Annotated in this window: 15 protein-coding genes; 13 read left to right on the forward strand and 2 right to left on the reverse strand. The window is 71.9% G+C overall.

Annotated elements, in window-relative coordinates; all coding sequences use genetic code 11:
• The first annotated feature begins 10 nt into the window (after positions 1 to 10).
• From DN051_RS25490 to DN051_RS25540, 10 genes are all read left to right on the forward strand, one after another.
• A complete protein-coding gene (locus DN051_RS25490; protein WP_112439578.1) occupies positions 11 to 802 on the forward strand; it encodes a TIGR03936 family radical SAM-associated protein in 792 nt (263 codons plus the stop codon).
• A gap of 265 nt (positions 803 to 1,067) precedes the next feature.
• Positions 1,068 to 5,156 carry an Rne/Rng family ribonuclease gene (locus DN051_RS25495; protein ID WP_112439579.1) on the forward strand — a complete coding sequence of 1,363 codons (4,089 nt, stop codon included), beginning with the start codon at positions 1,068 to 1,070 and terminating at the stop codon, positions 5,154 to 5,156.
• A gap of 228 nt (positions 5,157 to 5,384) precedes the next feature.
• Positions 5,385 to 5,705: a 50S ribosomal protein L21 gene (gene rplU / locus DN051_RS25500; RefSeq protein ID WP_004931419.1), complete on the forward strand. Its 321-nt coding sequence runs from the start codon at positions 5,385 to 5,387 to the stop codon at positions 5,703 to 5,705.
• A 14-nt stretch (positions 5,706 to 5,719) separates the two neighbouring features.
• Positions 5,720 to 5,974 carry a 50S ribosomal protein L27 gene (rpmA, locus tag DN051_RS25505; RefSeq protein ID WP_053761072.1) on the forward strand — a complete coding sequence of 85 codons (255 nt, stop codon included), beginning with the start codon at positions 5,720 to 5,722 and terminating at the stop codon, positions 5,972 to 5,974.
• 129 nt (positions 5,975 to 6,103) lie between these two features.
• Entirely contained in the window at positions 6,104 to 7,540 is a 1,437-nt protein-coding gene (gene obgE, locus DN051_RS25510) for a GTPase ObgE (RefSeq protein WP_053761071.1), read from the forward strand.
• 141 nt (positions 7,541 to 7,681) lie between these two features.
• Complete coding sequence (locus DN051_RS25515) at positions 7,682 to 9,175, forward strand: FG-GAP-like repeat-containing protein (protein ID WP_246040660.1); 1,494 nt, start codon at positions 7,682 to 7,684, stop codon at positions 9,173 to 9,175.
• 168 nt (positions 9,176 to 9,343) lie between these two features.
• The gene (locus DN051_RS25520; protein WP_053761070.1) at positions 9,344 to 10,903 is read left to right on the forward strand and encodes an alkaline phosphatase D family protein; all 1,560 of its coding nucleotides are present in this window, start codon (positions 9,344 to 9,346) and stop codon (positions 10,901 to 10,903) included.
• A 565-nt stretch (positions 10,904 to 11,468) separates the two neighbouring features.
• Positions 11,469 to 12,965, forward strand: a complete 1,497-nt coding sequence (locus DN051_RS25530) for a bifunctional cytidylyltransferase/SDR family oxidoreductase (RefSeq protein WP_053761069.1) — start codon at positions 11,469 to 11,471, stop codon at positions 12,963 to 12,965.
• Positions 12,966 to 13,122: 157 nt separating this feature from the next.
• Positions 13,123 to 15,198, forward strand: a complete 2,076-nt coding sequence (locus DN051_RS25535) for a CDP-glycerol glycerophosphotransferase family protein (RefSeq protein ID WP_234388916.1) — start codon at positions 13,123 to 13,125, stop codon at positions 15,196 to 15,198.
• A 209-nt stretch (positions 15,199 to 15,407) separates the two neighbouring features.
• The gene (locus tag DN051_RS25540) at positions 15,408 to 16,616 is read left to right on the forward strand and encodes a glycosyltransferase family 2 protein (RefSeq protein ID WP_053761067.1); all 1,209 of its coding nucleotides are present in this window, start codon (positions 15,408 to 15,410) and stop codon (positions 16,614 to 16,616) included.
• Positions 16,617 to 16,771: 155 nt separating this feature from the next.
• Here the strand turns inward: DN051_RS25540 and DN051_RS25545 are convergent, their stop codons facing one another.
• Positions 16,772 to 18,169: a polysaccharide pyruvyl transferase family protein gene (locus tag DN051_RS25545; protein ID WP_053761066.1), complete on the reverse strand. Its 1,398-nt coding sequence runs from the start codon at positions 18,167 to 18,169 to the stop codon at positions 16,772 to 16,774.
• Between the two features lie 226 nt (positions 18,170 to 18,395).
• Here DN051_RS25545 and proB point away from each other — a divergent pair, with 226 nt between their 5' ends.
• From proB to DN051_RS25560, 3 genes are all read left to right on the forward strand, one after another.
• Positions 18,396 to 19,574, forward strand: coding sequence for a glutamate 5-kinase (proB, locus tag DN051_RS25550; protein ID WP_053761065.1), 1,179 nt, complete (start codon positions 18,396 to 18,398; stop codon positions 19,572 to 19,574).
• A 159-nt stretch (positions 19,575 to 19,733) separates the two neighbouring features.
• Complete coding sequence (locus DN051_RS25555; RefSeq protein WP_053761064.1) at positions 19,734 to 20,216, forward strand: hypothetical protein; 483 nt, start codon at positions 19,734 to 19,736, stop codon at positions 20,214 to 20,216.
• A 71-nt stretch (positions 20,217 to 20,287) separates the two neighbouring features.
• Positions 20,288 to 21,574, forward strand: a complete 1,287-nt coding sequence (locus DN051_RS25560) for a glutamate-5-semialdehyde dehydrogenase (protein ID WP_053761063.1) — start codon at positions 20,288 to 20,290, stop codon at positions 21,572 to 21,574.
• 60 nt (positions 21,575 to 21,634) lie between these two features.
• On the opposite strand, the gene DN051_RS25565 is transcribed toward DN051_RS25560, so the two are convergent.
• The gene (locus tag DN051_RS25565; RefSeq protein ID WP_112438225.1) at positions 21,635 to 23,215 is read right to left on the reverse strand and encodes an IS1182 family transposase; all 1,581 of its coding nucleotides are present in this window, start codon (positions 23,213 to 23,215) and stop codon (positions 21,635 to 21,637) included.
• Positions 23,216 to 23,410 lie beyond the last annotated feature (195 nt).

The following is a 23,410-nucleotide window of genomic DNA, read 5'->3' on the forward strand; positions in this document are numbered from 1 at the left end:
GGCACCCGCGGTGCAGCGCGTCCGACTGCGCTACACCAAGCGCGGCCGCCTCCGGTTCACCAGCCACCGTGACTTCCAGCGCGCTTTCGAGCGTGCGCTGCGCCGTGCCGAGGTGCCCATGGCATACTCGGCGGGGTTCACCCCGCACCCGAAGGTGTCGTACGCCAATGCCGCACCCACCGGCACGGGCAGTGAGGCGGAGTACCTGGAGATCGCGCTCACCGAGCAGCGCGATCCGCAGACGCTGCGCGCGCTCCTCGACGAGTCGCTGCCCACCGGGCTCGACATCGTCGATGCGGTCGAGGCCCGGACCTCGGGACTCGCCGACCGGCTGACGGCCTCCGTCTGGGAGCTGCGCCTGGACGGCGTGGACCCGGCCGACGCGGCACGCGCGGTGGCCGCGTTCTCGGCGGCCGAGACCGTCGAGGTGCAGCGGCTGACCAAGAACGGCGTCCGTACCTTCGACGCCCGCGCGGCCGTCGCGAGCCTCACGAGCGAGCCCGGCTCGGAAACGCAAGGTGCGCAGGCTGATAGGCCGACGGACCAGCCCTGTGCGATACTGCGGCTGGTTGTTCGGCACGTGACGCCTGCCGTACGACCCGACGACGTCCTGTCCGGTCTCCGCGCCGTGGCCGACCTGGCGCCGCCGGTCCCCGCAGCGGTGACCAGGCTGGCGCAGGGGCTGTTCGATGAAGAGACCGGCACGGTGACCGACCCGCTCGCGCCCGACCGCGAGGCAGTCACGGCCGCCCCGGCCACAACGGGAGCCGCCGATCCTGCCGCCGCGAAGGCGCCGGCGTAGGGAAGGTTCCGCGTCAGGACGGACGTCGTAGCGCCGCCCTCGTACTCGGGAGCCACCTGGGTCGGGCAGCGCACCGACCACAAGACTTTCGCCAGGCCGTACGCAACACGGCATACGGAACCGGCGAGACAGGACTACAGAGAGCTCCCGTGCGGCGCCCGCGCCCCGGACGGCGGTAGTCGCGCATCGCGCGAGCCGCGGACGTCACCGGCATACCCGCCGGACCAGGTGCGGCGCCCGGGAGCCTGACGGGAGAAACGCCCGCATGCTCGAGCCGATCGAATCCACCGGGCCCACCACGGGCTCCGAACCGAACACCCCCAGCGACACCCTGCCGCCGCGTCGTCGGCGCCGTGCCGCTTCCCGCCCGGCGGGACCCCCCGTCGCCGCCTCCGGCACCGAGGCGGAGACCGTCTCGCCGGCCATACCGGCCGCCGAGACCACCGACCTCGCCTCCGGGGAGCTGTCCCAGGCGCAGGCCGGGGACGCGCCGGAGGCCGAAGAGACCGCCGCGGCCCTGACGACGGACGAAACCGCGGAGATCGAAGAGACCGAGGACACCGAGGTGGCCGCGGAGGCCGAGGAGACGGCGCCCGCCCGTCCGCGCCGGCGCGCCACCCGCCGGGCCTCCGCGCCCGCGGGAGCCGCCGCCGCGGAGGCCGCCGAGAGCGTCGTGCCGGTGACCGCACCGGCCGCGGCCCCGGCCCTGTCCGCCGAGGACGCCGCGCCCGCGGAGGCCGCCGAGGAGGCCGCCCCGCCGCGTCAGCGCCGTCGTGCCACGCGCCGGGTGTCGGCCCCGACCGCCACCGTGGAGACCGGCGGGACCGCCGCCGAGACCGTCGTGCCCGCCGCCGCCCCGTCCGCCGGGAGCGACAGCGAGCCCGAGGCCGCCGAGCCCGCCGCCGAGGAGGCCGCGCCCGTTCGTACGCGCCGTCGTGCGACGCGTCGGGTGTCCGCGCCGGTCGCGGCCCCCGCCGCCGAGACCGTTGAGGAGTCCGCGCCGCAGGCCGAGACCCCGGCGCCCGCGGAGGACACCGAGGCCGCCGAGGACACCGCCCCGCGCCGTACCCGCCGCCGGGCCGTGCGCCGGGCGACCGCGCCGGCCGGTGAGCCCGAGGCCGGTGAGCCCGCCGCCGAGGTCCCCGCCGGGCCCGAGACGCCCGCGGCCGTAGAGGTGCCGGTGACCGCCGCACCCGCCGCCGAGGCCCCCGAGACCACCGACGACCTGGGCGGCGAGGGCGCCGCTCCGCGTCGTGCCCGGCGCCGGGCGGTCCGCAAGGCCGCCACCGGGTTCGCCGCGCCCGCGCAGTCGCAGCGCGCCGCCGGGACCGAGGACGAGGGCGACGGGCCGCGCCGGCCCGCGCGGCCCGCGGTCGCCGTGTTCCAGGCCCCCGTGTTCACCGAGCCGAAGTTCCAGACGCCCGAGCGGGCCGCCGCCGAAGCGGCCGCCGAGGCCTTGGAGGAGACCCCCGAGGCCGAGGAGACGACCGAGGAGCAGGCCGGGGCGCGCCGTCGCCGCCGCCGTCGCTCCGCCGACGAGCCCGCGACGCAGGCCGCCGCCGTCGCCGCCGAGGACGAGTCGGAGGACGCAGAGGACGCCGCGGACGACTCCGCCGAGACCGAGGAGGGCGAGGAGACGGGATCCCGTCGCCGTCGCCGTCGGGGCGGCCGTCGCCGCCGTCGCGGTGAGTCCGGTGACGGCGAGTCCGCCGAGACCGAGGACGGCGAGACCGAGGACCTGGCCGGCGAGCAGGCCGCCCAGGACGCCGAGGACACCGCCGAGCAGGACGCGGAGGACGCCGAGGACGCCGAGGAGGACGACCGCGGCGGCGAGTCCGCGGGCTCGTCCTCCAGCAGCCGTCGCCGCCGTCGCCGTCGCCGTCGCGCCGGTGACTCCGGCACCGACGGCGAGCCGTCCGACGACGACCCCGAGCGCACCGTCGTCAAGGTCCGCGAGCCGCGCAAGCAGTCCGAGCCGTCCGACGAGGTGCAGTCCATCAAGGGCTCGACCCGTCTGGAGGCGAAGAAGCAGCGCCGCCGCGAGGGCCGCGAGCAGGGCCGCCGCCGCGTTCCGATCATCACCGAGGCGGAGTTCCTCGCCCGGCGCGAGGCCGTCGAGCGCGTGATGGTCGTCCGCCAGTACGGCGACCGGACGCAGATCGGCGTCATGGAGGACGGGGTGCTCGTCGAGCACTACGTCAACAAGGAGCAGTCGACCTCGTACGTCGGCAACGTCTACCTCGGCAAGGTGCAGAACGTCCTGCCGTCGATGGAGGCCGCCTTCATCGACATCGGCAAGGGCCGCAACGCCGTCCTGTACGCGGGCGAGGTCAACTTCGAGGCGCTGGGCATGGCCAACGGGCCGCGTCGCATCGAGTCCGCGCTGAAGTCCGGGCAGTCCGTGCTCGTGCAGGTCACCAAGGACCCGATCGGCCACAAGGGCGCCCGCCTGACCAGCCAGGTCTCCCTCCCCGGGCGCTACCTCGTGTACGTCCCCGAGGGCTCGATGACCGGCATCAGCCGCAAGCTGCCCGACACCGAGCGGGCCCGGCTGAAGACGATCCTCAAGAAGATCGTCCCCGAGGACGCGGGCGTCATCGTGCGCACCGCCGCCGAGGGCGCGAGCGAGGACGAGCTGCGCCGCGACGTCGAGCGGCTCCAGGCGCAGTGGGAGGACATCCGGAAGAAGTCCAAGAGCGGCAACGCGCCGACTCTGCTGTACGGCGAGCCGGACATGACCGTCCGCGTCGTGCGCGACATCTTCAACGAGGACTTCACCAAGGTCATCGTCAGCGGTGACGAGGCCTGGAAGACCGTGCACGGCTATGTGTCGCACGTGGCCCCCGACCTCGCCGACCGCCTCCAGCGGTGGACCTCCGAGGTCGACGTGTTCGCCACGTACCGGATCGACGAGCAGCTCGCCAAGGCGCTGGACCGCAAGGTCTGGCTGCCCAGCGGCGGTTCGCTGGTGATCGACCGGACCGAGGCGATGGTCGTCATCGACGTCAACACCGGCAAGTTCACCGGTCAGGGCGGCAACCTCGAGGAGACCGTCACCAGGAACAACCTGGAGGCGGCCGAGGAGATCGTCCGGCAGCTGCGGCTGCGCGACCTCGGCGGCATCATCGTCATCGACTTCATCGACATGGTGCTGGAGTCCAACCGCGACCTGGTGCTGCGCCGGCTGCTGGAGTGCCTGGGCCGGGACCGGACCAAGCACCAGGTGGCGGAGGTGACCTCGCTCGGGCTCGTGCAGATGACCCGCAAGCGGGTCGGCCAGGGTCTGCTGGAGTCGTTCTCCGAGACCTGCGTCCACTGCAACGGCCGCGGCGTCATCGTGCACCTCGACCACGCCGCCGTCTCCGGTGGCGGCGGCAAGCGCAAGAAGCGCGCGCGGGCCGGTGCCGAGCAGCCGGAGCACACGCACGAGGCGGTCGCCGTCGAGACGGCCGAGCAGGAGGCGGAGACCGAGGCCGAGGTGGCCGCCGGGGCCGCCGAGCCGATCGCGCTGCCGGCGCCCGAGTTCGCACCGGACGAGGAGCTGTACAGCAGCGTCGCCGAGGCGGAGGCGGCGGCTTCCCGGGGCCGTTCGCGGCGCCGGTCCGGCCGTCGGGTGTCGGCTCCGGCCGGTGCGCCCCGCGGCGAGACGGACGGCGTGGTCGTCCAGACGCCCGCGGCTCGGACGGTGACGGCCGAGGAGGAGAGCGCGCGTCCGCCGCGAGTGGAGTCCGCCGCCGAGGCGCACGCCGAGCCCGTGGCCGTCGAGGACCCCGTCGTCCAGGCCGCTCCGGCCGCCGAGGAGGCCGCGCCCCAGGGCCGTACCCGTCGCCGGGCCACCCGCAAGGTGTCCGCGCCGGCCGGTGCGCCGTCGTCGTCGGCCGAGTCGGCCGTGGTGACGGTCGCCGGGACCGCGCCGGAGGCGGAGCAGACGCCGGCCGAGGCGCCCGTCGCGCCGGCCGGGGCAGCGACCGAGCCGGCCGCCGCCGCACCGCCGCGTGCGCGGCGCCGCGCGGTGCGCAAGGCCACCGCGCCGACCGCGTCCGAGGAGACGGCCGTCGTGGTCGTCCCCGCGGCGGCGGAGCTCGCGGAGGCCGGTACCGGGTCGGACGGGGCGGAGGCCGAGGCCGTCGAGGCGGCGCCGGCCAAGAAGACGGCCCGCAAGACGGCCAAGAAGGCGACCGCGAAGAAGGCCGCCACCAAGAAGACCGCGGCCAAGAAGACGGTCGCCAAGAAGACGACGGCCAAGAAGGCGGCGAAGACCACCGCCAAGACGGCCGCCAAGTCGGTGTCGAAGAAGACGGCGGCGGCGCAGCAGACGCTGTCGTCCGTCACCGCGACCGCCGACGAGGGCTGACGGCGCGGGGGCGGTGTGCGGCCGGGTGACCGACCGCACACCGCCCCGGCCCGGCCCGGTTTGACCCCTTCGGTCGAGGCCCCGTAACCTTGGCCGTCGGCGTGTCCACAGATGCGTCACATCCCCGTAAACCTCATCCTCCCGGGCACGTCGTGCCGGGAGAGGCGGCCCGCTCGTGGGCTGCTGGACTGCGGGGGTGCCGTTCCCGAGCGAGAGAGTGAGATCCGCGTGTACGCCATCGTGCGCAGCGGTGGTCGCCAGCACAAGGTTGCTGTCGGCGACATCGTTGAGGTTGACAAGATTTCCACTGCCAAGGTTGGCGACACGGTCGAGCTCTCGACCCTGCTCGTTGTCGACGGCGACGCTGTGACCAGCGACCCGTGGGTGCTGGCCGGCATCAAGGTCCAGGCCGAGGTCGTGGACCACCACAAGGGCCAGAAGATCGACATTCTGCGCTACAAGAACAAGACCGGTTACCGCCGGCGCCAGGGCCACCGCCAGCAGTACACGGCGATCAAGGTCACTGAGATCCCCGCGGCTGCGAAGTAAGGGACTGAGGAGAAATGGCACACAAGAAGGGCGCATCGTCCACCCGGAACGGTCGCGACTCCAATGCCCAGCGGCTCGGCGTGAAGCGCTTCGGCGGTCAGGTCGTCAACGCGGGTGAGATCCTGGTCCGTCAGCGCGGCACGCACTTCCACCCGGGCGCCGGTGTCGGCCGTGGCGGCGACGACACGCTGTTCGCGCTCGAGGCCGGTGCGGTGCAGTTCGGCACCCACCGCGGCCGCAAGGTCGTGAACATCGTCCCGGTCGCCTGACCGGAACCTTTCGCGAGGCGGACCTCACTTCCCTCCGGGGAAGCGGGTCCGCCTTTCGCGTGTTGTCCAAGAGAGAATTCCGTAACCCCCCAGCCCCCGGCCGGGGGTAACCCCAGGAGGCACCACACCATGACCACCTTCGTGGACCGCGTCGAACTGCATGTCGCCGCGGGTAACGGAGGCCACGGCTGTGCCTCCGTGCACCGGGAGAAGTTCAAGCCTCTCGGCGGGCCCGACGGCGGAAACGGCGGTCGGGGCGGCGATGTCGTCCTGACGGTCGACCAGTCGGTGACCACACTGCTGGAATACCACCACTCCCCGCACCGCAAGGCCACCAACGGCAAGCCCGGCGAGGGCGGCAACCGTTCCGGCAAGGACGGCCAGGACCTGGTCCTGACGGTGCCGGACGGGACGGTCGTGCTCGACAAGGCCGGCAACGTCCTCGCCGACCTGGTCGGCCACGGCACGACGTACGTGGCCGCGCAGGGCGGCCGGGGCGGGCTCGGCAACGCGGCGCTGGCCTCGGCCCGCCGCAAGGCGCCCGGGTTCGCGCTGCTGGGAGTGCCCGGCGACCTGCAGGACGTCGTACTCGAACTGAAGACGGTCGCCGATGTCGCGCTCGTCGGGTACCCGAGCGCCGGGAAGTCGTCGCTGATCTCCGTGCTGAGCGCCGCCAAGCCGAAGATCGCGGACTATCCGTTCACCACGCTGGTGCCCAACCTCGGTGTCGTGACCGCCGGTTCGACGGTGTACACGGTCGCCGACGTGCCCGGTCTGATCCCCGGCGCCAGCCAGGGCAGGGGGCTCGGTCTGGAGTTCCTGCGGCACGTGGAGCGGTGCAGTGTGCTGGTGCACGTACTGGACACCGCGACCCTGGAGTCCGACCGCGACCCCGTCTCCGACCTGGACGTCATCGAGGCGGAGCTGCGGGAGTACGGCGGGCTCGACAACCGGCCGCGGCTGGTCGTGCTGAACAAGATCGACGTACCGGACGGCAAGGACCTCGCCGAGCTGGTGCGCCCGGACCTGGAGGCCCGCGGCTACCGCGTCTTCGAGGTGTCGGCGGTGGCGCACAAGGGGCTCAAGGAGCTGTCGTTCGCGCTGGCCGAGCTGGTCGCCGCGGCTCGGGCCGCCCGCCCGCAGGAAGAGGCGACGCGGATCGTCATCCGGCCGAAGGCCGTGGACGACGCGGGCTTCACCGTGGTGCGCGAGGACGACGGGATGTTCCGGGTGCGGGGCGAGAAGCCGGAACGCTGGGTGCGGCAGACCGACTTCAACAACGACGAGGCGGTCGGCTACCTCGCCGACCGGCTCAACCGGCTCGGTGTGGAGGAGCAGCTGCTCAAGGCGGGTGCCCGGTCCGGCGACGGCGTGGCGATCGGACCCGAGGAGAACGCGGTCGTCTTCGACTGGGAGCCGAGCGTCATGGCCGGTGCCGAGATGCTGGGCCGGCGCGGTGAGGACCACCGTCTGGACGAGCAGCGGCCCGCGGCCCAGCGGCGCCGGGACCGGCAGGCCGAACGCGACGACGCGGACAGCGAGTTCGACGACTTCGAGCCGTTCTGACAGACCGGCGCGGGTGAACGCCGGGGAAAGCCGCGGCACACGGCGGGACAACCAACCCCGGGGCCGGTGAGTCGTACTGAGCGCGGATGAGGACGGCGGTCCTCTCCGCGCTCAGCCGCCTTTCCGACACCGGGAGCCGACGTGTCCGAATCCGTCCTGCCGAGAACGCGCCGCGCTGTCGTGGTCGCCCTCACCCTGCTCGCGGCGAGCGCCACCGCGCTGCCGCTGTCCCACGTGCAGCCCGCCGCGGCGGCCGCCGCCACGACGAGTGTGCGGCAGGACTTCAACGGCGACGGCTACGCCGACCTGGCGGTGGGCGCGCCCGACGCGACCGTGGCCGGCCGCGCCAAGGCGGGATACGTCGCCGTGCTGTACGGCTCGGCGAACGGGCTGCGGACGGCGACGAAGCAGGTGTTCAGCCAGAACAGTGCCGGGGTGCCGGGCGGCGCGGAGGCCGGGGACCGGTTCGGCGCCGCGCTGGCCTCGGCCGACCTCGACGGTGACGGGCACCAGGACCTGATCGTCGGAGTCCCCGGTGAGGACACCGTCTCCGGAGGCTCGAACTCCGGCTACACACAGGTGATCCGGGGCGGTGCGAAACGGCTCGCGGGCGCGTACTCGCTGGCCACCGGACGCTTCGCCGGCGACGGGCTGGGGGAGCGGGGCCGGCTGATGACCGCCGACATCGACGGGGACGGCGCGGCGGACGTGGTGACCGTGGAGCGGCAGAAGAACCTGCGGGTCGTGAAGGGCCCCTTCGACGGCACCGCGAACGGCGGCGAGCAGCTGGTGACGGACCGGTACGACACCCGGATCCTGGACCTGGCGGCGGGCGACCTCGACGGCGACGGCATCACGGACATCGCGGCGACCGCGAACAGCGGCGACGAGTACGACTCCCGCCGTGTGCCGTACTGGATGGGCACCCCGAACGGGCTCACCCCGTTCACCCTGGTCTACGACATCGACGGCGCGGGGCTCCAGGGCGGTGAGAGCCTCGACATCGGAGACGTGAACCGGGACGGGTTCGACGACATCGTGGTCGGCCGCGCCGTCGACGGGTACGACAGCGACCTCGACACCTACCGCGCCAAGGGCGGCCGTGTCACCTGGATCCCGGGCACGGCGCAGGGCCCGGACGGGGTGGCGGCGACGTTCTTCAACCAGGACGCCCCGGACGTCCCCGGTACCGCGGAGAAGGGCGACGGCTTCGGCACGGACGTCCAGGTGGCCGACGTGAACGGTGACGGCTACCCGGACGTGGCGACCGGTGTGCCGGGCGAGGACCTGGGGCGGGCGGCCGACGCTGGCGCGGTGGTCGTGCTGCGCGGCGGGGCCGGCGGGCTGACCGGCGCGGGCGCCCGGGCGGTCACGCAGAACACGGCCGATGTGCCCGGGGCCGCGGAGAAGGGCGACGCCTTCGGGCGGGCGGTCCACCTCGGCGACGCCGACGGCGACGGGAGGGCCGACCTGGCGGCGGGAGCGCCGGGCGAGAACACCGGTGCCGGGTTCGTGTGGTACTTCCGCTCCACTGCGGGCGGCGTCGTGTCGCCGAACACCACCACGGCCTTCGGCGCGTCCGTCCTCGGCACCACTTCGGCGAACGGCCGGCTCGGCTCGGGGTTCGCCTACTGATCACCCGGCAGACCCGTCGCGGCCAAGGGGAGTTCCCCGGCCGCGGCGGGTCTCGTGTTGTCCTCCTGTTTGTCATGGACGCGCATCCTCGTGTTCAGCGGGCGGACCGACCTGCCGTGGGAGCTTCCCGAGTGTCCAAGAGGCCGCCGTGGCAGGGGAGTTCCGCCGATGACCGGACTGACCGGACCCGTACCGCCGGACCGGCGCCGCTTCCTGACCGCGGGAGCCGGGGTGCTCGGCGCCGCCGCCTCCGCCCAGCTCTGGCTGCCGTCCGCCGCCCGGGCCGCGGAGACGCCGCTGCCCGCGAACGTGTTCAGCCTCGGTGTGGCCTCCGGCGACCCGCTGCCCGACGGCATCGTGCTGTGGACCCGGCTCGCCCCCGACCCGCTGAACGGCGGCGGCATGCCGCAGCGGGTGGTGACGGTGGAGTGGGAGATCGCGGAGGACGAGCGGTTCACCCGGGGCGTACGGCGCGGGGTGGCCCAGGCGCGGCCCGAGTACGGGCACAGCGTCCACGTCGATGTACGGGGGCTGCGCCCGGGACGCGACCACTGGTACCGGTTCCGCGCCGGCGGCCGGCTCTCCCGTACCGGCCGCACCCGCACCGCCGCGGCCTGGAGCAGCTCCCGTGGCAGCCTGCGCCTCGCGCTGGCCTCCTGCCAGAACTGGCAGCACGGCTACTTCACGCCGTACGCCGACATGCGGGCCCAGGACCCCGACGTGGTGGTGTTCGTCGGCGACTACATCTACGAGTCCGCGCCCTCGGCGACCGCCGTGCGCCGGCACGAGGGGACCGGTGAGCCGTACGGCCTCACCGAGTACCGCAACCGGTACGCCCAGTACCGCAGCGACCCGGACCTCGTGGCGATGCACGCGAGTGCCGCGTTCGTGGTGACCTTCGACGACCACGAGGTCGACAACGACTTCGCCGGCGAGATCCCGCAGGACCCCGACAAGCAGCCGCACGGCGCTTTCGTCTCCCGGCTGACCGCCGCCTACCAGGCGTTCTACGAGCACATGCCGGTGCGCGCGAGCGCCGTGCCGAACGGCCCGCACATCCGGATGCACCGGCGCCTGGACTTCGGCCGCCTCGCCCGGCTCAACGTGCTCGACACCCGGCAGTACCGCAGCGACCAGGCGACGAGCCGGGCGGGCGCGGAGGACCCGTCGCGGACCATGCTCGGCGCCGGCCAGAAGCAGTGGCTGCTCGACGGACTGCGCGGCTCGTGGGCGCACTGGAACCTGATCGCCTCGCAGATCATGATGGCCGAGACCGATCTGCTGGTCGGCGCCGGGAAGCAGTGGTTCTACGACGCCTGGGACGGCTACCAGGCCGAGCGCAACCGGTTCCTGGCCGAGTTCAAGAACGTCCGCAACCCGGTCGTGCTCAGCGGCGACCGGCACCTGACCATGGTCAGCGACCTGAAGGCGGACTTCGCCGACCCGCGGTCCGCCGTGGTGGGCGCCGAGTTCGTCGGCACCTCCGTCTCCAGCAACGGGGACCAGGACCAGGCCGCCTTCCGCAAGGAGTGGGACCCGCGCAGGCCGGACAACCCGCACTGGAAGCTGCTCGACGCCCACCGCGGCTACCATCTGTTCGACGTCCGCCGCGACGGCATCGACGCCCGGGTCCGGGTGGTCGACACGGTGCGGCAGCCGAAGGCGAAGGCGCGCACCCTGGCCCGGCTGCGGGTCGAATCGGGGCGGCCCGGCGTGCGTCGGGTCTGACGCCGGGGGGCTTCGAGGCGCGGCCCGGACCGCCGGCGCGTCTTCGGAAGGCGGTGCCGGACGCCGCGATTCGCTCACTTACCCGCGCCGAGACCGAAATGCTGCGGAATCTTAATAAGGAATTCCGCGGCAATGGACTGCCCGACGAACCGTATTCACGGCTGGTGCGCAATGGAACGGTGATGCACATGAAGAACGTGTGCGGTCCCGCGCCGCGGCCGGCCGGCCCGTTCCCGGACCCCGTTCGGCACACCGCGCCCGCCCTGTCGCGTACCGTTCACCAGACGTCCGTACCGGAACTCGTGAAAGTCCCCGGGCACCGTCGCGTCGAGCGGCCGCGACGTCGCTGAGCCGTCATGGTGTCACGCACGGCAATCGCCGGGCACCTGTGGAGTTACTCACAGCATTTCCACGGGTGGCCGTGGAAGGCCTTGCCGGTTCACCAGCGACGCAAGGTGAATGAAAGGTTGCGCGCACATATGCGGTGGCGGTCGCTCACCTTGCATCGCGGTAACCAGGAGTGGGACCATTTGCGCGTTCCCAGTCGCCCCAAGGTAGGTCACCTGTGTCACAGCGCATAGCCAAGCCCCGTACCACCGCAGTGATCCTGGCCGGCGGTACCGGTCAGCGGGTGGGTCTGTCGATCCCCAAGCAGCTGCTGAAGATCGCCGGCAAGGCAGTCATCGAGCACACCCTGACCACCTTCGAGAAGGCCGACTCGATCGACGACATCATCGTGCTGATGGCGCCGGGCTACGTGCCCGACGTCGAGAAGATCGTGGCCAAGGCCGGGTTCAAGAAGGTCTCGCGGGTCATCGAGGGCGGCTCCACGCGCAACGAGACCACCGAGCGCGCCATCTCCGCGCTGCGCGAGGGACTGGCGGAGGGCGAGGACCTCAACGTCCTGTTCCACGACGCCGTGCGCCCGCTGCTGTCGCAGCGCGTCATCGACGACTGCGTCAGCGCGCTGGAGCGCTACCAGGCGGTCGACGTCGCCATCCCGTCCGCGGACACCATCATCGTCACCCGCACGCACGGCGGCGACGGCGAGTTCATCACCGAGATCCCGGACCGCTCGCGGCTGCGCCGCGGCCAGACGCCGCAGGCCTTCAAGCTGTCCACCATCCGCCGGGCCTACGAGGTCGCCGCCGGCGACCCCAACTTCCAGGCCACGGACGACTGTTCCGTCGTGCTCAAGTACCTGCCGGACGTGCCGATCCACGTCGTGGCGGGCGACGAGTACAACATGAAGGTCACCCAGCCCGTCGACGTCTTCATCGCCGACAAGCTGTTCCAGCTCGCCTCCACGGCGGCCCCGGAGCAGAAGGGCGAGGAGACCTACCGCGAACTGCTCACCGACAAGACGGTCGTCGTCTTCGGCGGTTCGTACGGCATCGGCAAGGACATCTGCGACCTCGCCGAGTCCTACGGCGCCAAGGTCTACGCGCTGGGCCGCTCCACCACCGGCACGCACGTGGAGAACCCGGAGGAGGTCGACGACGCGCTGTCCAAGGCGTACGCCGAGACCGGGCGCATCGACTACGTCGTCAACACCGCGGGCGTGCTGCGCATCGGCAAGCTCGCCGAGACCGACAACGCCACCATCGAGGAAGCGCTGAAGGTCAACTACCTGGCACCGGTGCAGATCGCCCGTTCCGCGTACAAGTACCTCGCCGAGACCAAGGGCCAGCTGCTGCTGTACACCTCCAGCAGCTACACCCGCGGCCGCGCCGAGTACAGCCTCTACTCCTCGACCAAGGCCGCGATGGTGAACCTCACCCAGGCCCTGTCCGACGAGTGGGCCGGCGACGGCATCCGCGTCAACTGCGTCAACCCGGAGCGCACCGCCACCCCGATGCGCACCAAGGCCTTCGGCCAGGAGCCGTCCGGCTCGCTGCTCTCCTCGGAGGCCGTGGCGCGCACGTCGCTGGACGTGCTGCTGTCGGAGCTGACCGGGCACGTCATCGACGTCCGCCAGCAGGACCCGACGGCCGCCGCGGGCCAGGCCTCCGGATTCGAGCAGGCGCTCGCCAGCGTCCTGGACCGGCAGGACGGCGTGTAATAATTGACGCCAATTAGCTTTCGGTAATTCAGGCCTCTGTGGGCGCCCGTTAACGGGGTGTTCGCAGAGGCCTGAATCCGTAACTCTCCCGAATTACGCCCACAACAGCTGTACTTCCCGAACAAAACCGGCATCCTCTCTCAGAGCAGGTTCATTCGTGATTTCCACCGCTATACGCGTCGCCCGGGTGGGCAGCGCGGCCGAGCTGGCCGCGGCGGCCCTCATGATGCTGGGCTTCCCCTGCCTCATGGTGGCCGCGCTCGTCCCGAGCGTTCCCGCCTTCGCGGCCGCGGCCGCCGTGACGTACCTGGCGGACCACTATCTGCACCGCAAGGGCAGCTACCTGATCAACCGGCTCAGCAAGGTCCGGGCCGGTCTGTCGATCCGCTTCCTGATCCGGCAGCTCCTGCTGGTGCTGCTGCTGGCCCGGCTGGCCCTCTCGGACGACCTGGTCTTCTACGGCGCGATCGCCTGCTTCATCGCCTTCTACGGGCTCCAGGCCCCGCACGGCGCGCTGGTCACCCTGATCCGCAACCGCCGCCGGATGCCGGTCGCCACCCGCAACATCGACCTGGCCTCCCGGATCCGCATCCCGGACGCGCCCCCGCGGGTCCTGCTGGACCGCTCGGCCGAGAAGATGCTCCACCTCGACCTCGCCGCGGTGGTCGGTGTGCTGGTCTCCGCGACGATCGACGCGCCCGTGCCCGGCTTCGTCGGCATCGGTGTCACGGTCCTCCTCGGCTGCCTGTACGTCCTCGCGCTGATGCCGTACGTGCGCGGCCGGAAGATACCGCCGAACGCGGAGAAGGTACTGGCCGCGCTCGACGGCTGGCTGCGCGACCACCGCCCGGAGACCGTGCTGTACTTCTCCGGCTCCAAGGACTCGGCGTACCAGGTCAACATGTGGCTGGAGACGATGGAGCAGCTCGACTCCAAGCCGCTGGTCATCCTGCGTGAGCGCGCCATCCTGGAGCGCATGGCGCCCACCACGGTCCCGGTGGTCTGCGTCCCCGGCGGTGTGCACCTGATGAACATGGACCTGTCGACGGTGCGCGTCGCGCTGTACGCGGCGAACGTCGGCAAGAACATCCACCTGCTGCGCGTCCCCACGATGAAGCACGTCTTCATCGGCCACGGCGACAGCGACAAGCTGGCCAGCGTCAACCCGTTCAGCAAGGTGTACGACGAGGTGTGGACCGCCGGCCGCGCGGGCCGCGACCGGTACGCCATCGCCGACGTCGGTGTGCGCGACGACGACATCGTGGAGGTCGGCCGCCCGCAGCTGGCGCCGATCCGCACCTGGCAGGGTGTGCCGGAGGGCCGCATCCCGACGATCCTGTACGCCCCGACCTGGGAGGGCTGGGACGACAACCCGGGCAACACCTCGATCCTGCTGGCCGGCGAGAACATCGTCCGCGGTCTGATCAAGGCCGACCCGCCGGTGCGCGTCCTGTACAAGCCGCACCCCTTCACCGGCACCCGCAGCTCCGCCGCCAAGGCCGCCCACACGCGCATCACGGCCCTGGTGGAGAAGGCCGCCGCGGCGCGCGGCACCGACGGGCGCTTCACCGCCGACGCGTCCGCCCAGGCCGCCGCCAAGGCCGAGCTGGCCCGGATCGAGGCCCGCCTCGCCGAGCTGTCCGGCGGCGGCGGGGAGAAGGGCGACGAGGCGGAGGCCACCCGCGACGGGCTGGCCGACACCGCCCGGCACGAGGAGGTCGCCCGGCTGCGGTCCGAGTGGAACGACGCCTACTGGCGTTCCTTCGGCACCTTCGAGCACCGGGTGATCACGGACGCCGAGCCGCGGCTGTACGACTGCTTCAACGTCTCCGACGCGATGGTCTCCGACATCTCCAGCGTGGTGTCCGACTTCATCGCGAGCGGCAAGCCGTACGCGGTGACGGACTCCGCGGAGCTGGGCGTCGAGGAGTTCAAGCGGCAGAACACCGCCGTGCGCGCGGCCGTGGTACTCGGCAACGGCGCCGCCGAACTCGGCGAGCTGCTGGCGGCGGTGCGCGACCCCGCGTCCGACCCGCTGGCCGAGGACCGCGAGGAGCTGAAGCGCTACCTGCTCGGCCCGGACGAGCCCACCTCCATCGACCAGTTCAACACCGCCGTGGCGGACCTCGCGGCGAAGGCGGAGACCCGCAACCGCGGCCAGGAGGCGCGGGCCGCCGCGGGCGGTGCCGTGGAGGAGGTGGAGCCGGAGGACGCCGAGCAGGCGGCGCGCTGACCGGACCACCCCCCGTCCACCCCTTCGGGTGACAGTTCGGCCCCCGAGGAGCACAGGCTCCTCGGGGGCCGAACAATTTCCCCACCCCCTCACGGTGTGACTTGAGTCACCAGAGTGAGGGAAAGGGGCAACCCTGTGCCCCCGCTACCCGTCTATTAAGTAGCGATACAGGAGATACGGGAGGAATCTCCCGTTAACTAGGGGGAAACGTGTCCGTTGCGCAGCCTGATGTCAGCGTGATCATCGGGGCGTACGAAGCGATGCCGTACTTGATCGACTGCCTTGCGTCTCTCGAGGCACAGACCATCGACCCGGGGCGCATCGAGGTCATCGCGATCGACGACGGGTCGACCGACGGTTCGGGGGAGTGCCTGGAGGAGTTCGCCGCCCGCGCGCCGATGCCGGTCACCGTGATCCGGCAGGAGAACTCCGGTGGCCCGAGCGGCCCGCGCAACGTCGGCCTGGGCAAGGCGGCCGGGCGGTACGTCTTCTTCCTCGACGCCGACGACCGGCTCGGCAACGAGGCGCTGGAGCGGATGGTCGCGATGGCCGACCGGTGCGGCACCGATGTGGTCCTCGGGCGCGTGGAAGGCATCAACCGCAGCGCTCCCAAGTCGATGTGGGGCAGCACGCTGGAGCGCACGGACGTCTTCTCGTCGAAGATCAAGTTCACGCTCAGCGCGCAGAAGCTGTTCCGCCACGAGCTGCTCAGGCGGCACGGGATGCGCTTCGACGAGTCCCTGTGGACCGGCGAGGACGCGCTGTTCACGATGGAGGCGTACCTGCGGGCGAACGGCGTCTCCGTGATCGCCGACTACACCTGCTATTACCTGGTGGGCCGCGAGGACGGCAAGCACGTCACCAAGAGCGGCAGCTACACGCTGCGCTTCGACTCGGCCCGCGCCCTGATGGAGCTGATCGCCCGGATGGTGCCCGCGGGGGAGCGGCGCGACGTGCTGATGGTCCGGCCCTTCCTGGTCACGCTGCTGCCGCAGTTCGGGCCGAAGTTCCTCAAGGACGGTGACGAGGTGCGCCGGCGAAAGCTCGAACTCGCCGGGCCGCTGATGGAGGCGTACTGGCGCGACGGGGTGGCCCGCCGGATCAAGGTCCACGAGCGCCTGCGGCTGCACCTGGTCGCCGCGGGGCGGCCCGAATTACTCGTGGACGTCCTGAAGTTCCTCAGGGCGCACAAGGAGCCGGAGGCCGTCCTGGAGAGCCGGGGCCACGACCTCTACCTGGCCTACCCCCACTTCCGCGACGACACCGGCGTGCCGGACTCCGTCTACCTCGCCGAGCCGTACGAGGCCCGCGGGTACCCGGGGTACCGCGAGGGCGGCCCCGCCGCGCTGATGCGGCGGGCGGCGCGCGGGGCGCGACGGGCGCTGACGGTCCTGGGCACGAGAGCCTCGGCGGCCTGACGGACGAGGGCTTTCGGCGGCCCGACGGAGCGGGCCGCCGGAGAACCCGGACACGGCGGCCGGAGAACGAAGAAGGCGGGCCGGACCGGAGGATCTCCTCCGGTCCGGCCCGCCTTCCTCGGTTCGGATCCTGTCCGCTCCCCGCGGGGCCGGAGTTACTGGCGTCCGGACTGCAGGGCCCGCCGCAGCGGACCGCCGACCACCTTGCGGGCCCGCCGGTAGACGGAGGTGGACCGCTGCGCGGGAATGGCGACCGTCTTGGCCTTGGCCTTGGAGTTCGCCAGCTCCTTCTTCAGCTTCGCGTTGTCCGCCGCCAGCGCGCCGATACGGCCGTGCAGCCAGCCGACGCGCGAGGCGAGGGAGGCGGGGTCGCTGTCGATCCAGGGGCGGACGCCCGCCGGGAAGGACAGTGCCCTCAGCCGCTCCTCGAAGGCCGCGCCGCCGTCGCCGTGCGTGAACGTGTTGTCCAGCCCGTTCCTGCTCAGGAACTCCGTGAACCGCTCGAACCGCGCCTGGTGGCCGCCCGTGAAGGCGCTGAGGTCGGCCTCCTCGTACAGCTTCGCCGGGTCCAGCTCCTCGGACACGTCGACGATCCGGCGGTGCGGGATGTCGAAGTAGCGGCACAGCTCCAGCGTGCGCGAGTCGGAGCACAGCACGGTCGCGGGCGTGCCCGCGAGCAGCGCGGCGATGTTGCCGTGGATGCGGGAGCCGAAGGAGTAGTCGAAATCGCGCAGGTCGTCGATCCAGGTGACCGGGTCGATGTAGACGCGCGCCTTGTCCTCCCGGTACATCGGGTGCTCCGGGTGCGTGGGCATCTCGGTGACCAGGCCGTTGGGCCCCGCCACCTCGCGCCAGTGCAGCTGCCGCGCGTCCGTGAGGTTCTGGCCGATGAAGCGCAGGTTCGGGTAGCGGGCGTGGGCCCGCATGATGATCTTGTCCAGGCCCTGCGACTGCACCGCGCTGTGCGAGCCGTTGACCGCGATGCGCGAGTCGCCGGTCAGCTCGGGCAGCCGCTTGTGCACGGCGAGGTCCTTGCCGTACATGAACAGCGAGGGACAGCCGATGACCTCGACGTCCTTGAACCCCATGTCCTTGAGGTACTTCTCGGTGAACTCGCCGCGCACCCCGATGGAGGCGCTGCGGTCCAGCACCGCGGAGACGAAGTCCCGCACGCTGCGTTCCATGGGCTTGAGCCGGTCCGGGTTGTAGTCCAGTCCGGACTGCGCGCCCACGCCCAGCACGACCACGGGGATCCGCAGCTGGGTGATGAGCCGGGTCAGCCGCTTGAGCTGGGGCTCGAAGGAGGGGCGGAAGGCGTTCGCGAGAGGCACCACGAAGACGTCGTACTTCTCGTTGATCCGTCCCGCCGCGGCCACATCGGTCTTGATCCCGTTGGAGACCACCTCGGTGTGCGGTGTCTGGAGGATCTTGTGCGACGCGTCGCTGAAGATCAGGTTGCCGGAGTTGGTGGCGATCACGTCCCGGTGGAGGGCTTCTTCGACGGGGACCACGTCGAAGGGGCTCTTCCCCGATCTGAGGAGTATGCGCTGCACGCGACGATCTGGAGATGACACGACGTTCACAATATGTTTGCTCTGACTTCTATTGCTATAGACAACGTGTACAACCATTTTGCCGTATTCGAAGCGTAAGCGGATCGCTACCTCTCATTCACCGTTCGCGGGCTGTCCGGGGGCTGGACCGATGCGCGGCTCCCGTGCCCTTTCACGTAGATTGCGGGCGGGGCAGCCGGACCTAGGCGAGGGGACAGACAGCAAGGTGGCAGGGGTGAGGCAGGCCGTACGCGAGGCCCGCAGGATCGTCGTCAAGGTGGGTTCGTCCTCACTGACCACCGCGTCCGGCGGTCTGGACGCGGACCGGGTGGACGCGCTCGTCGACGTCCTCGCCAAGGTGCGCACCACGGACCCGGCGCCCGCGCCGCCCTCGGCCGAGGCCGCCGCGCCGCGCTCCGGCGGCGAACGCGAGATCGTGCTGGTCTCCTCCGGCGCCATCGCCGCGGGCCTCGCCCCCCTGGGCCTGCGCCGCCGGCCCCGCGACCTGGCCCGCCAGCAGGCCGCCGCCAGCGTCGGCCAGGGTTTGCTGGTCGCCCGCTACACGGCCTCCTTCGCGCGCTACGGCATCCGCGTCGGCCAGGTGCTGCTCACCTCCGACGACATGAGCCGCCGCGCCCACCACCGCAACGCCTCCCGCACCCTCGACAAACTGCTGGCCATGGGCGCCCTCCCGGTCGTCAACGAGAACGACACGGTCGCCACCGACGAGATCCGCTTCGGCGACAACGACCGGCTCGCCGCGCTCGTCGCCCACCTCGTCCGGGCCGACCTGCTGGTGCTGCTGTCCGACGTGGACGGTGTGTACGACGGCGACCCCAGCAGGCCCGGCACCTCCCGGGTCGCGGAGGTCAGGGGGCCCGCCGACCTCGCCCAGGTCGAGATCGGCAGCGCCGGAAAGGCCGGCGTCGGCACCGGCGGCATGGCGACCAAGGTCGAGGCGGCCCGGATCGCCGCCGCCGCGGGCATCCCGGTGGTGCTGACCAGCGCGGTCCACGCGGCCGACGCGCTGACCGGCCAGGACACCGGCACCTACTTCCACCCGACCGGCAAGCGCTCCGCCGACCGGCTGCTGTGGCTCCAGCACGCCTCCGCGCCGCAGGGCTCGCTCACCCTGGACGACGGCGCCGTGCGCGCGGTCGTGGACCGCCGTACGTCGCTGCTGCCGGCCGGAATCGCCGCCGTCGAGGGCGAGTTCAGCGCGGGCGACCCGGTCGAACTGCGCGACGGCGCCGGACGGGCGGTGGCCCGCGGGCTCGTCAACTTCGACGCCAAGGAGATCCCCCGGCTGATCGGCCGCTCGACCCGGGAACTGGCGCGCGACCTCGGCCCGGCCTACGAGCGCGAGGTCGTCCACCGGGACGATCTGGTGATCCTCAACGGGTGAACTCCCCGTCCCCCGGCCGAAAACGGGGGGAACGCCCCGCAAAACGACCCGCCCTGAGGTGGACGTTCCGCAAAACCGCCCCGCGGTCCCTTGCGGCCTGCTCAACTTTGACTCGGAGGCACATTCCGCACGAGCACGGCTCGAGCAAAGGAGGTCGTCGTGAGACGAGTACGCCCTGGGGCAGTGGGGCCCCGCGGCGGTTCCCCCTCCCGAGACACCGGCCGGCGCACGGCCGGTGAGGAAAGGGCGCTCACGAGCGTCGCCGCCGGTGCGCGCTACCAGGGCGAGGAGCCCGACGACGCCCCCCGCCTGTGGCACGTCACGCTGAGCGTGTCCGGCGAGGCCGCCCCGCTGAAAGAGGTGCGGCGCGCCCTGGAACAGCTCGCCCATGACCACCCCTTCCTGCTGACCAGCAGATACGCCGACGACCACGCGGAGATCCGGTACTGGGAGGAGGCCCGCGACCTGCACGACGCGGCCGCCGTCGCGCTGCGCCTGTGGGGCGAGCACCGCCAGACCGCCGGGCTCCCGCCCTGGGAGATCGTCGGCCTGGAGGTCATCGACCGCGTCACCTACCACCAGCGGGTCTCCGAGGGCTACGGTCCGCCACCGGCCAGCCCGGTCGGCATCCACCCTTTTTGAGGGCATTCGCTCGTGTCTCGCGGTGTGGGACGAACGATGAACGGGCCTGTCCCGCGCACTACCCTTCCCCCATGACCACGCTCTCGCCGTACGACTCCATGACCCCGGTCGTCCGCGCCGCCTACCGCGCCAAGGCCGCCGCCGCCGACCTCGCGCCGATGCCGCGGGCCGTGAAGGACGACGCGCTGCTCGCCATCGCGGACGCGCTGGAGGTCCGTACGAGTGAGATCGTCGAGGCCAACGCCAAGGACGTGGCCAAGGCCCGTGAGGCCGGTACCGGCGAGTCCGTCGTCGACCGGCTGACCCTCACCCCGGAGCGGGTGCGGGCCATCGCCTCCGACGTGCGGGACGTCGTCGCGCTGCCCGACCCGGTCGGCGAGGTGGTCCGCGGCTCCACGCTCCCCAACGGCATCGACCTGCGCCAGGTCCGGGTGCCGCTCGGCGTGGTCGGGATCATCTACGAGGCCCGCCCGAACGTCACCGTCGACGCCGCCGCCCTGTGCCTGAAGTCGGGCAACGCGGTGCTGCTGCGCGGCTCGGCCTCCGCGTACGAGTCGAACACCGCCCTCGTCCGGGTGATCCGCGACGCCGTCGGCGGGGCCGGGCTGCCCGCGGACGCGGTCCAGCTGGTGCCCGGCGAGGGCCGGGAGAGCGTGCACGAGCTGATGCGCGCCCGCGGCCTGGTCGACGTGCTGATCCCGCGCGGCGGCGCGTCCCTGATCCGGACGGTGGTCACGGAGTCGACGGTCCCCGTCATCGAGACCGGCACCGGCAACTGCCACGTCTACGTCGACGCCCACGCCGACCTCGACATGGCCGTCGACATCCTGATCAACTCCAAGGCGCAGCGGGTCAGCGTCTGCAACGCCGCCGAGACGCTGCTGGTCCACCAGGCGGTCGCCGCACAGTTCCTGCCGCGCGCGCTTGCCGCCCTCGCCGAGGCCGGGGTCACCGTGCACGGTGACGAGCGGGTGCTGGAGTACGCGAAGGACTCCCGGGCGACGGTCGTCGAGGCCACCCCGGAGGACTGGGAGACCGAGTACCTCTCCCACGACATCGCCGCCGCCGTCGTCGACTCCCTGGACAAGGCGGTCGAGCACATCCGGCTGTGGACCTCCGGCCACACCGAGGCCATCGTGACGACCTCGCAGCAGGCCGCCCGCCGCTTCACCCAACTGGTCGATTCGACCACGGTCGCCGTCAACGCCTCCACCCGGTTCACCGACGGCGGCCAGTTCGGCTTCGGCGCCGAGATCGGCATCTCCACGCAGAAGCTGCACGCCCGCGGCCCCATGGGTCTGCCGGAGCTGACCAGCACCAAGTACATCGTCACCGGCGACGGGCACATCAGGCCCTAGAAGGTCGATGAAGATCTTGGTGAGGGGCTGTCCGGCCGTGAGGCCGGACAGCCCCTGTGGTCATGTACCGGCCGGTGCGAGGTGCCAGGTGCCTCTGGTGTGGGTGAGTCCGAGGTTGGTCAGTCGGCGGAGGTTGAGGGCGGCGGCTCGGGTGTGGAGCCAGGTGTTGTTGCTGATGGTGCCGCAGTAGCGCAGGCGCCGGTTGCCGGCCTGGACGAGCCAGGCGACGGCGCGTTCGACCGGTGGTCTCCAGCGGCGGTAGTCGGCCTGCCAGCCGGAGTCGGTGGCGGCCTGGTGGCGGGCGGCTGTCTGGAGGTCGTGGTGGGGTCGGATGGTCAGGATGCGTCCGGCCCTGGCTTTGGTGCACCGCTCGCGCAGAGGGCATCCGGTGCATAAGTTGCCGAAGGAGGCTTTGCGTTGGTGGTGCTGCCCGCCGGGGTCGGACAGGGGCACGGTGTGTCCGGCCGGGCAGGTCACGATGGCGGCGGTGGTGTCGATGGTGAAGTCGTCGAGGGTGAAGCCGCCGGGGACGGCGGGCCGCAGCGGTGCGGGTTTGAGGAACAACCGGTGTCCGGCCTCGTGGAGGGTCTGGCGGACATCGCCGGTGGAGTAGGCGGTGTCGCCGAAGACATCCAGCGGCTTGTCCTCGTCGGCAAGCAGGTCCAGGCCGACGGTGGCCTCGTGGTGTTCGGCTCCGGCGCCGGGCCGCAGAGCGACGGCGGTGTACAAACCGGTCTCTGGCTCGATGGCCAGGTGGGCCTTGAAGCCGTCCTGCTGGTGGCTGCGGGTCTTGTGGACGTGCCGGGCTTCGGGATCGATGGTGGAGACCATCCGGTTGGCAGCGGTGCCCCGGGTGATGCGCCAGCGGCCGTCGCGGCCGTCGGAGTCCTCGGCGGGCTCGACGTCCTGGCCGGCGACCAGGGCCAGGATGCCCACCGCGTTCGCGGCTTTCTCGCCGAGTTGCTGTTCGGGCAGATGACCCAGCAGCCGCAGCGCATCCGTGACCAGTGCATCGACCAGCCCGGCACGGGCCTGCTCGTCGTTCCAGGCGATGCGGGGCTTGCCCGGGTCGGTGTAGTCATGCGCGCTGCACCGCGCAGCGGCGACCGCGTCGGCGCCGGGGACCTCGCGGATCACCGCGCGGACGGCGGCGATGAGCTGGGTGACGGTGTCCTGGGTGGCGACCGCGTCGTCCAGCACGGTGGAATCCAGCGCCCGCCGGTGCTTGCCCTTGAGGACACCGGTGGCCTTCACCACCTCGCGCACCGCCTCGAAGACACGGTCGGGCCGGGTGGAGCGGGCCAGCCGGCGCCGGAAGTAGGCCAGCAGCGACGGATCGAACGCCATATCGTGCAAACCCAGGCCGCACGCGGCCTTCCACCGCAGATCGCACCTCAGTTCCTGCACCGTCTCGAAGTCCGACAGCCCGTTAAGGGCCTGCAGCGTGACCGCGGCGGCAAGGATCTGCGGCGGCATACTCGGCCGCCCGTTCGCCGACGGATACATGTCCGCGAACATCTCAGCCGGGAACAGCGCACCGCGGTGCTCGGCCAGAAACGCGAACACACTGCCCGCCGGGATCAACTCCCGACAGGTCTCCCACACATCCGGCCCGACCGTCTCCCCGGCCCATTCCCCCATCACCACGAAAACGAGTCTGGCCCCACCGCTCACGCGGCGGGGCCAGAACCCCAAGATCTTCATGAGTCTTCTAGGGCCTGCCACGGCACCAGGTGCGGTGATCCGCCGAGGCGCCGCCGCGGCCGGATCCACCGGGCGCGAACCGGGGGGCGCGCGCCCCCGGCATATGCAGGAGGCATGCGCCCCCGGCCCGCG

This window comes from Streptomyces cadmiisoli (genome assembly GCF_003261055.1).
Lineage (GTDB): Bacteria > Actinomycetota > Actinomycetes > Streptomycetales > Streptomycetaceae > Streptomyces > Streptomyces cadmiisoli.

What these genes read in the sequence shown, in the direction of transcription:
- DN051_RS25495 (WP_112439579.1), top strand. Translation starts at nt 1,068, where the DNA reads ATGCTCGAGCCGATCGAATCCACCGGGCCCACCACGGGCTCCGAACCG.
- rpmA (WP_053761072.1), top strand. Translation starts at nt 5,720, where the DNA reads ATGGCACACAAGAAGGGCGCATCGTCCACCCGGAACGGTCGCGACTCC.
- obgE (WP_053761071.1), top strand. Translation starts at nt 6,104, where the DNA reads ATGACCACCTTCGTGGACCGCGTCGAACTGCATGTCGCCGCGGGTAAC.
- DN051_RS25520 (WP_053761070.1), top strand. Translation starts at nt 9,344, where the DNA reads ATGACCGGACTGACCGGACCCGTACCGCCGGACCGGCGCCGCTTCCTG.
- DN051_RS25560 (WP_053761063.1), top strand. Translation starts at nt 20,288, where the DNA reads ATGACCACGCTCTCGCCGTACGACTCCATGACCCCGGTCGTCCGCGCC.
- DN051_RS25565 (WP_112438225.1), bottom strand. Translation starts at nt 23,215, where the DNA reads ATGGGGGAATGGGCCGGGGAGACGGTCGGGCCGGATGTGTGGGAGACC.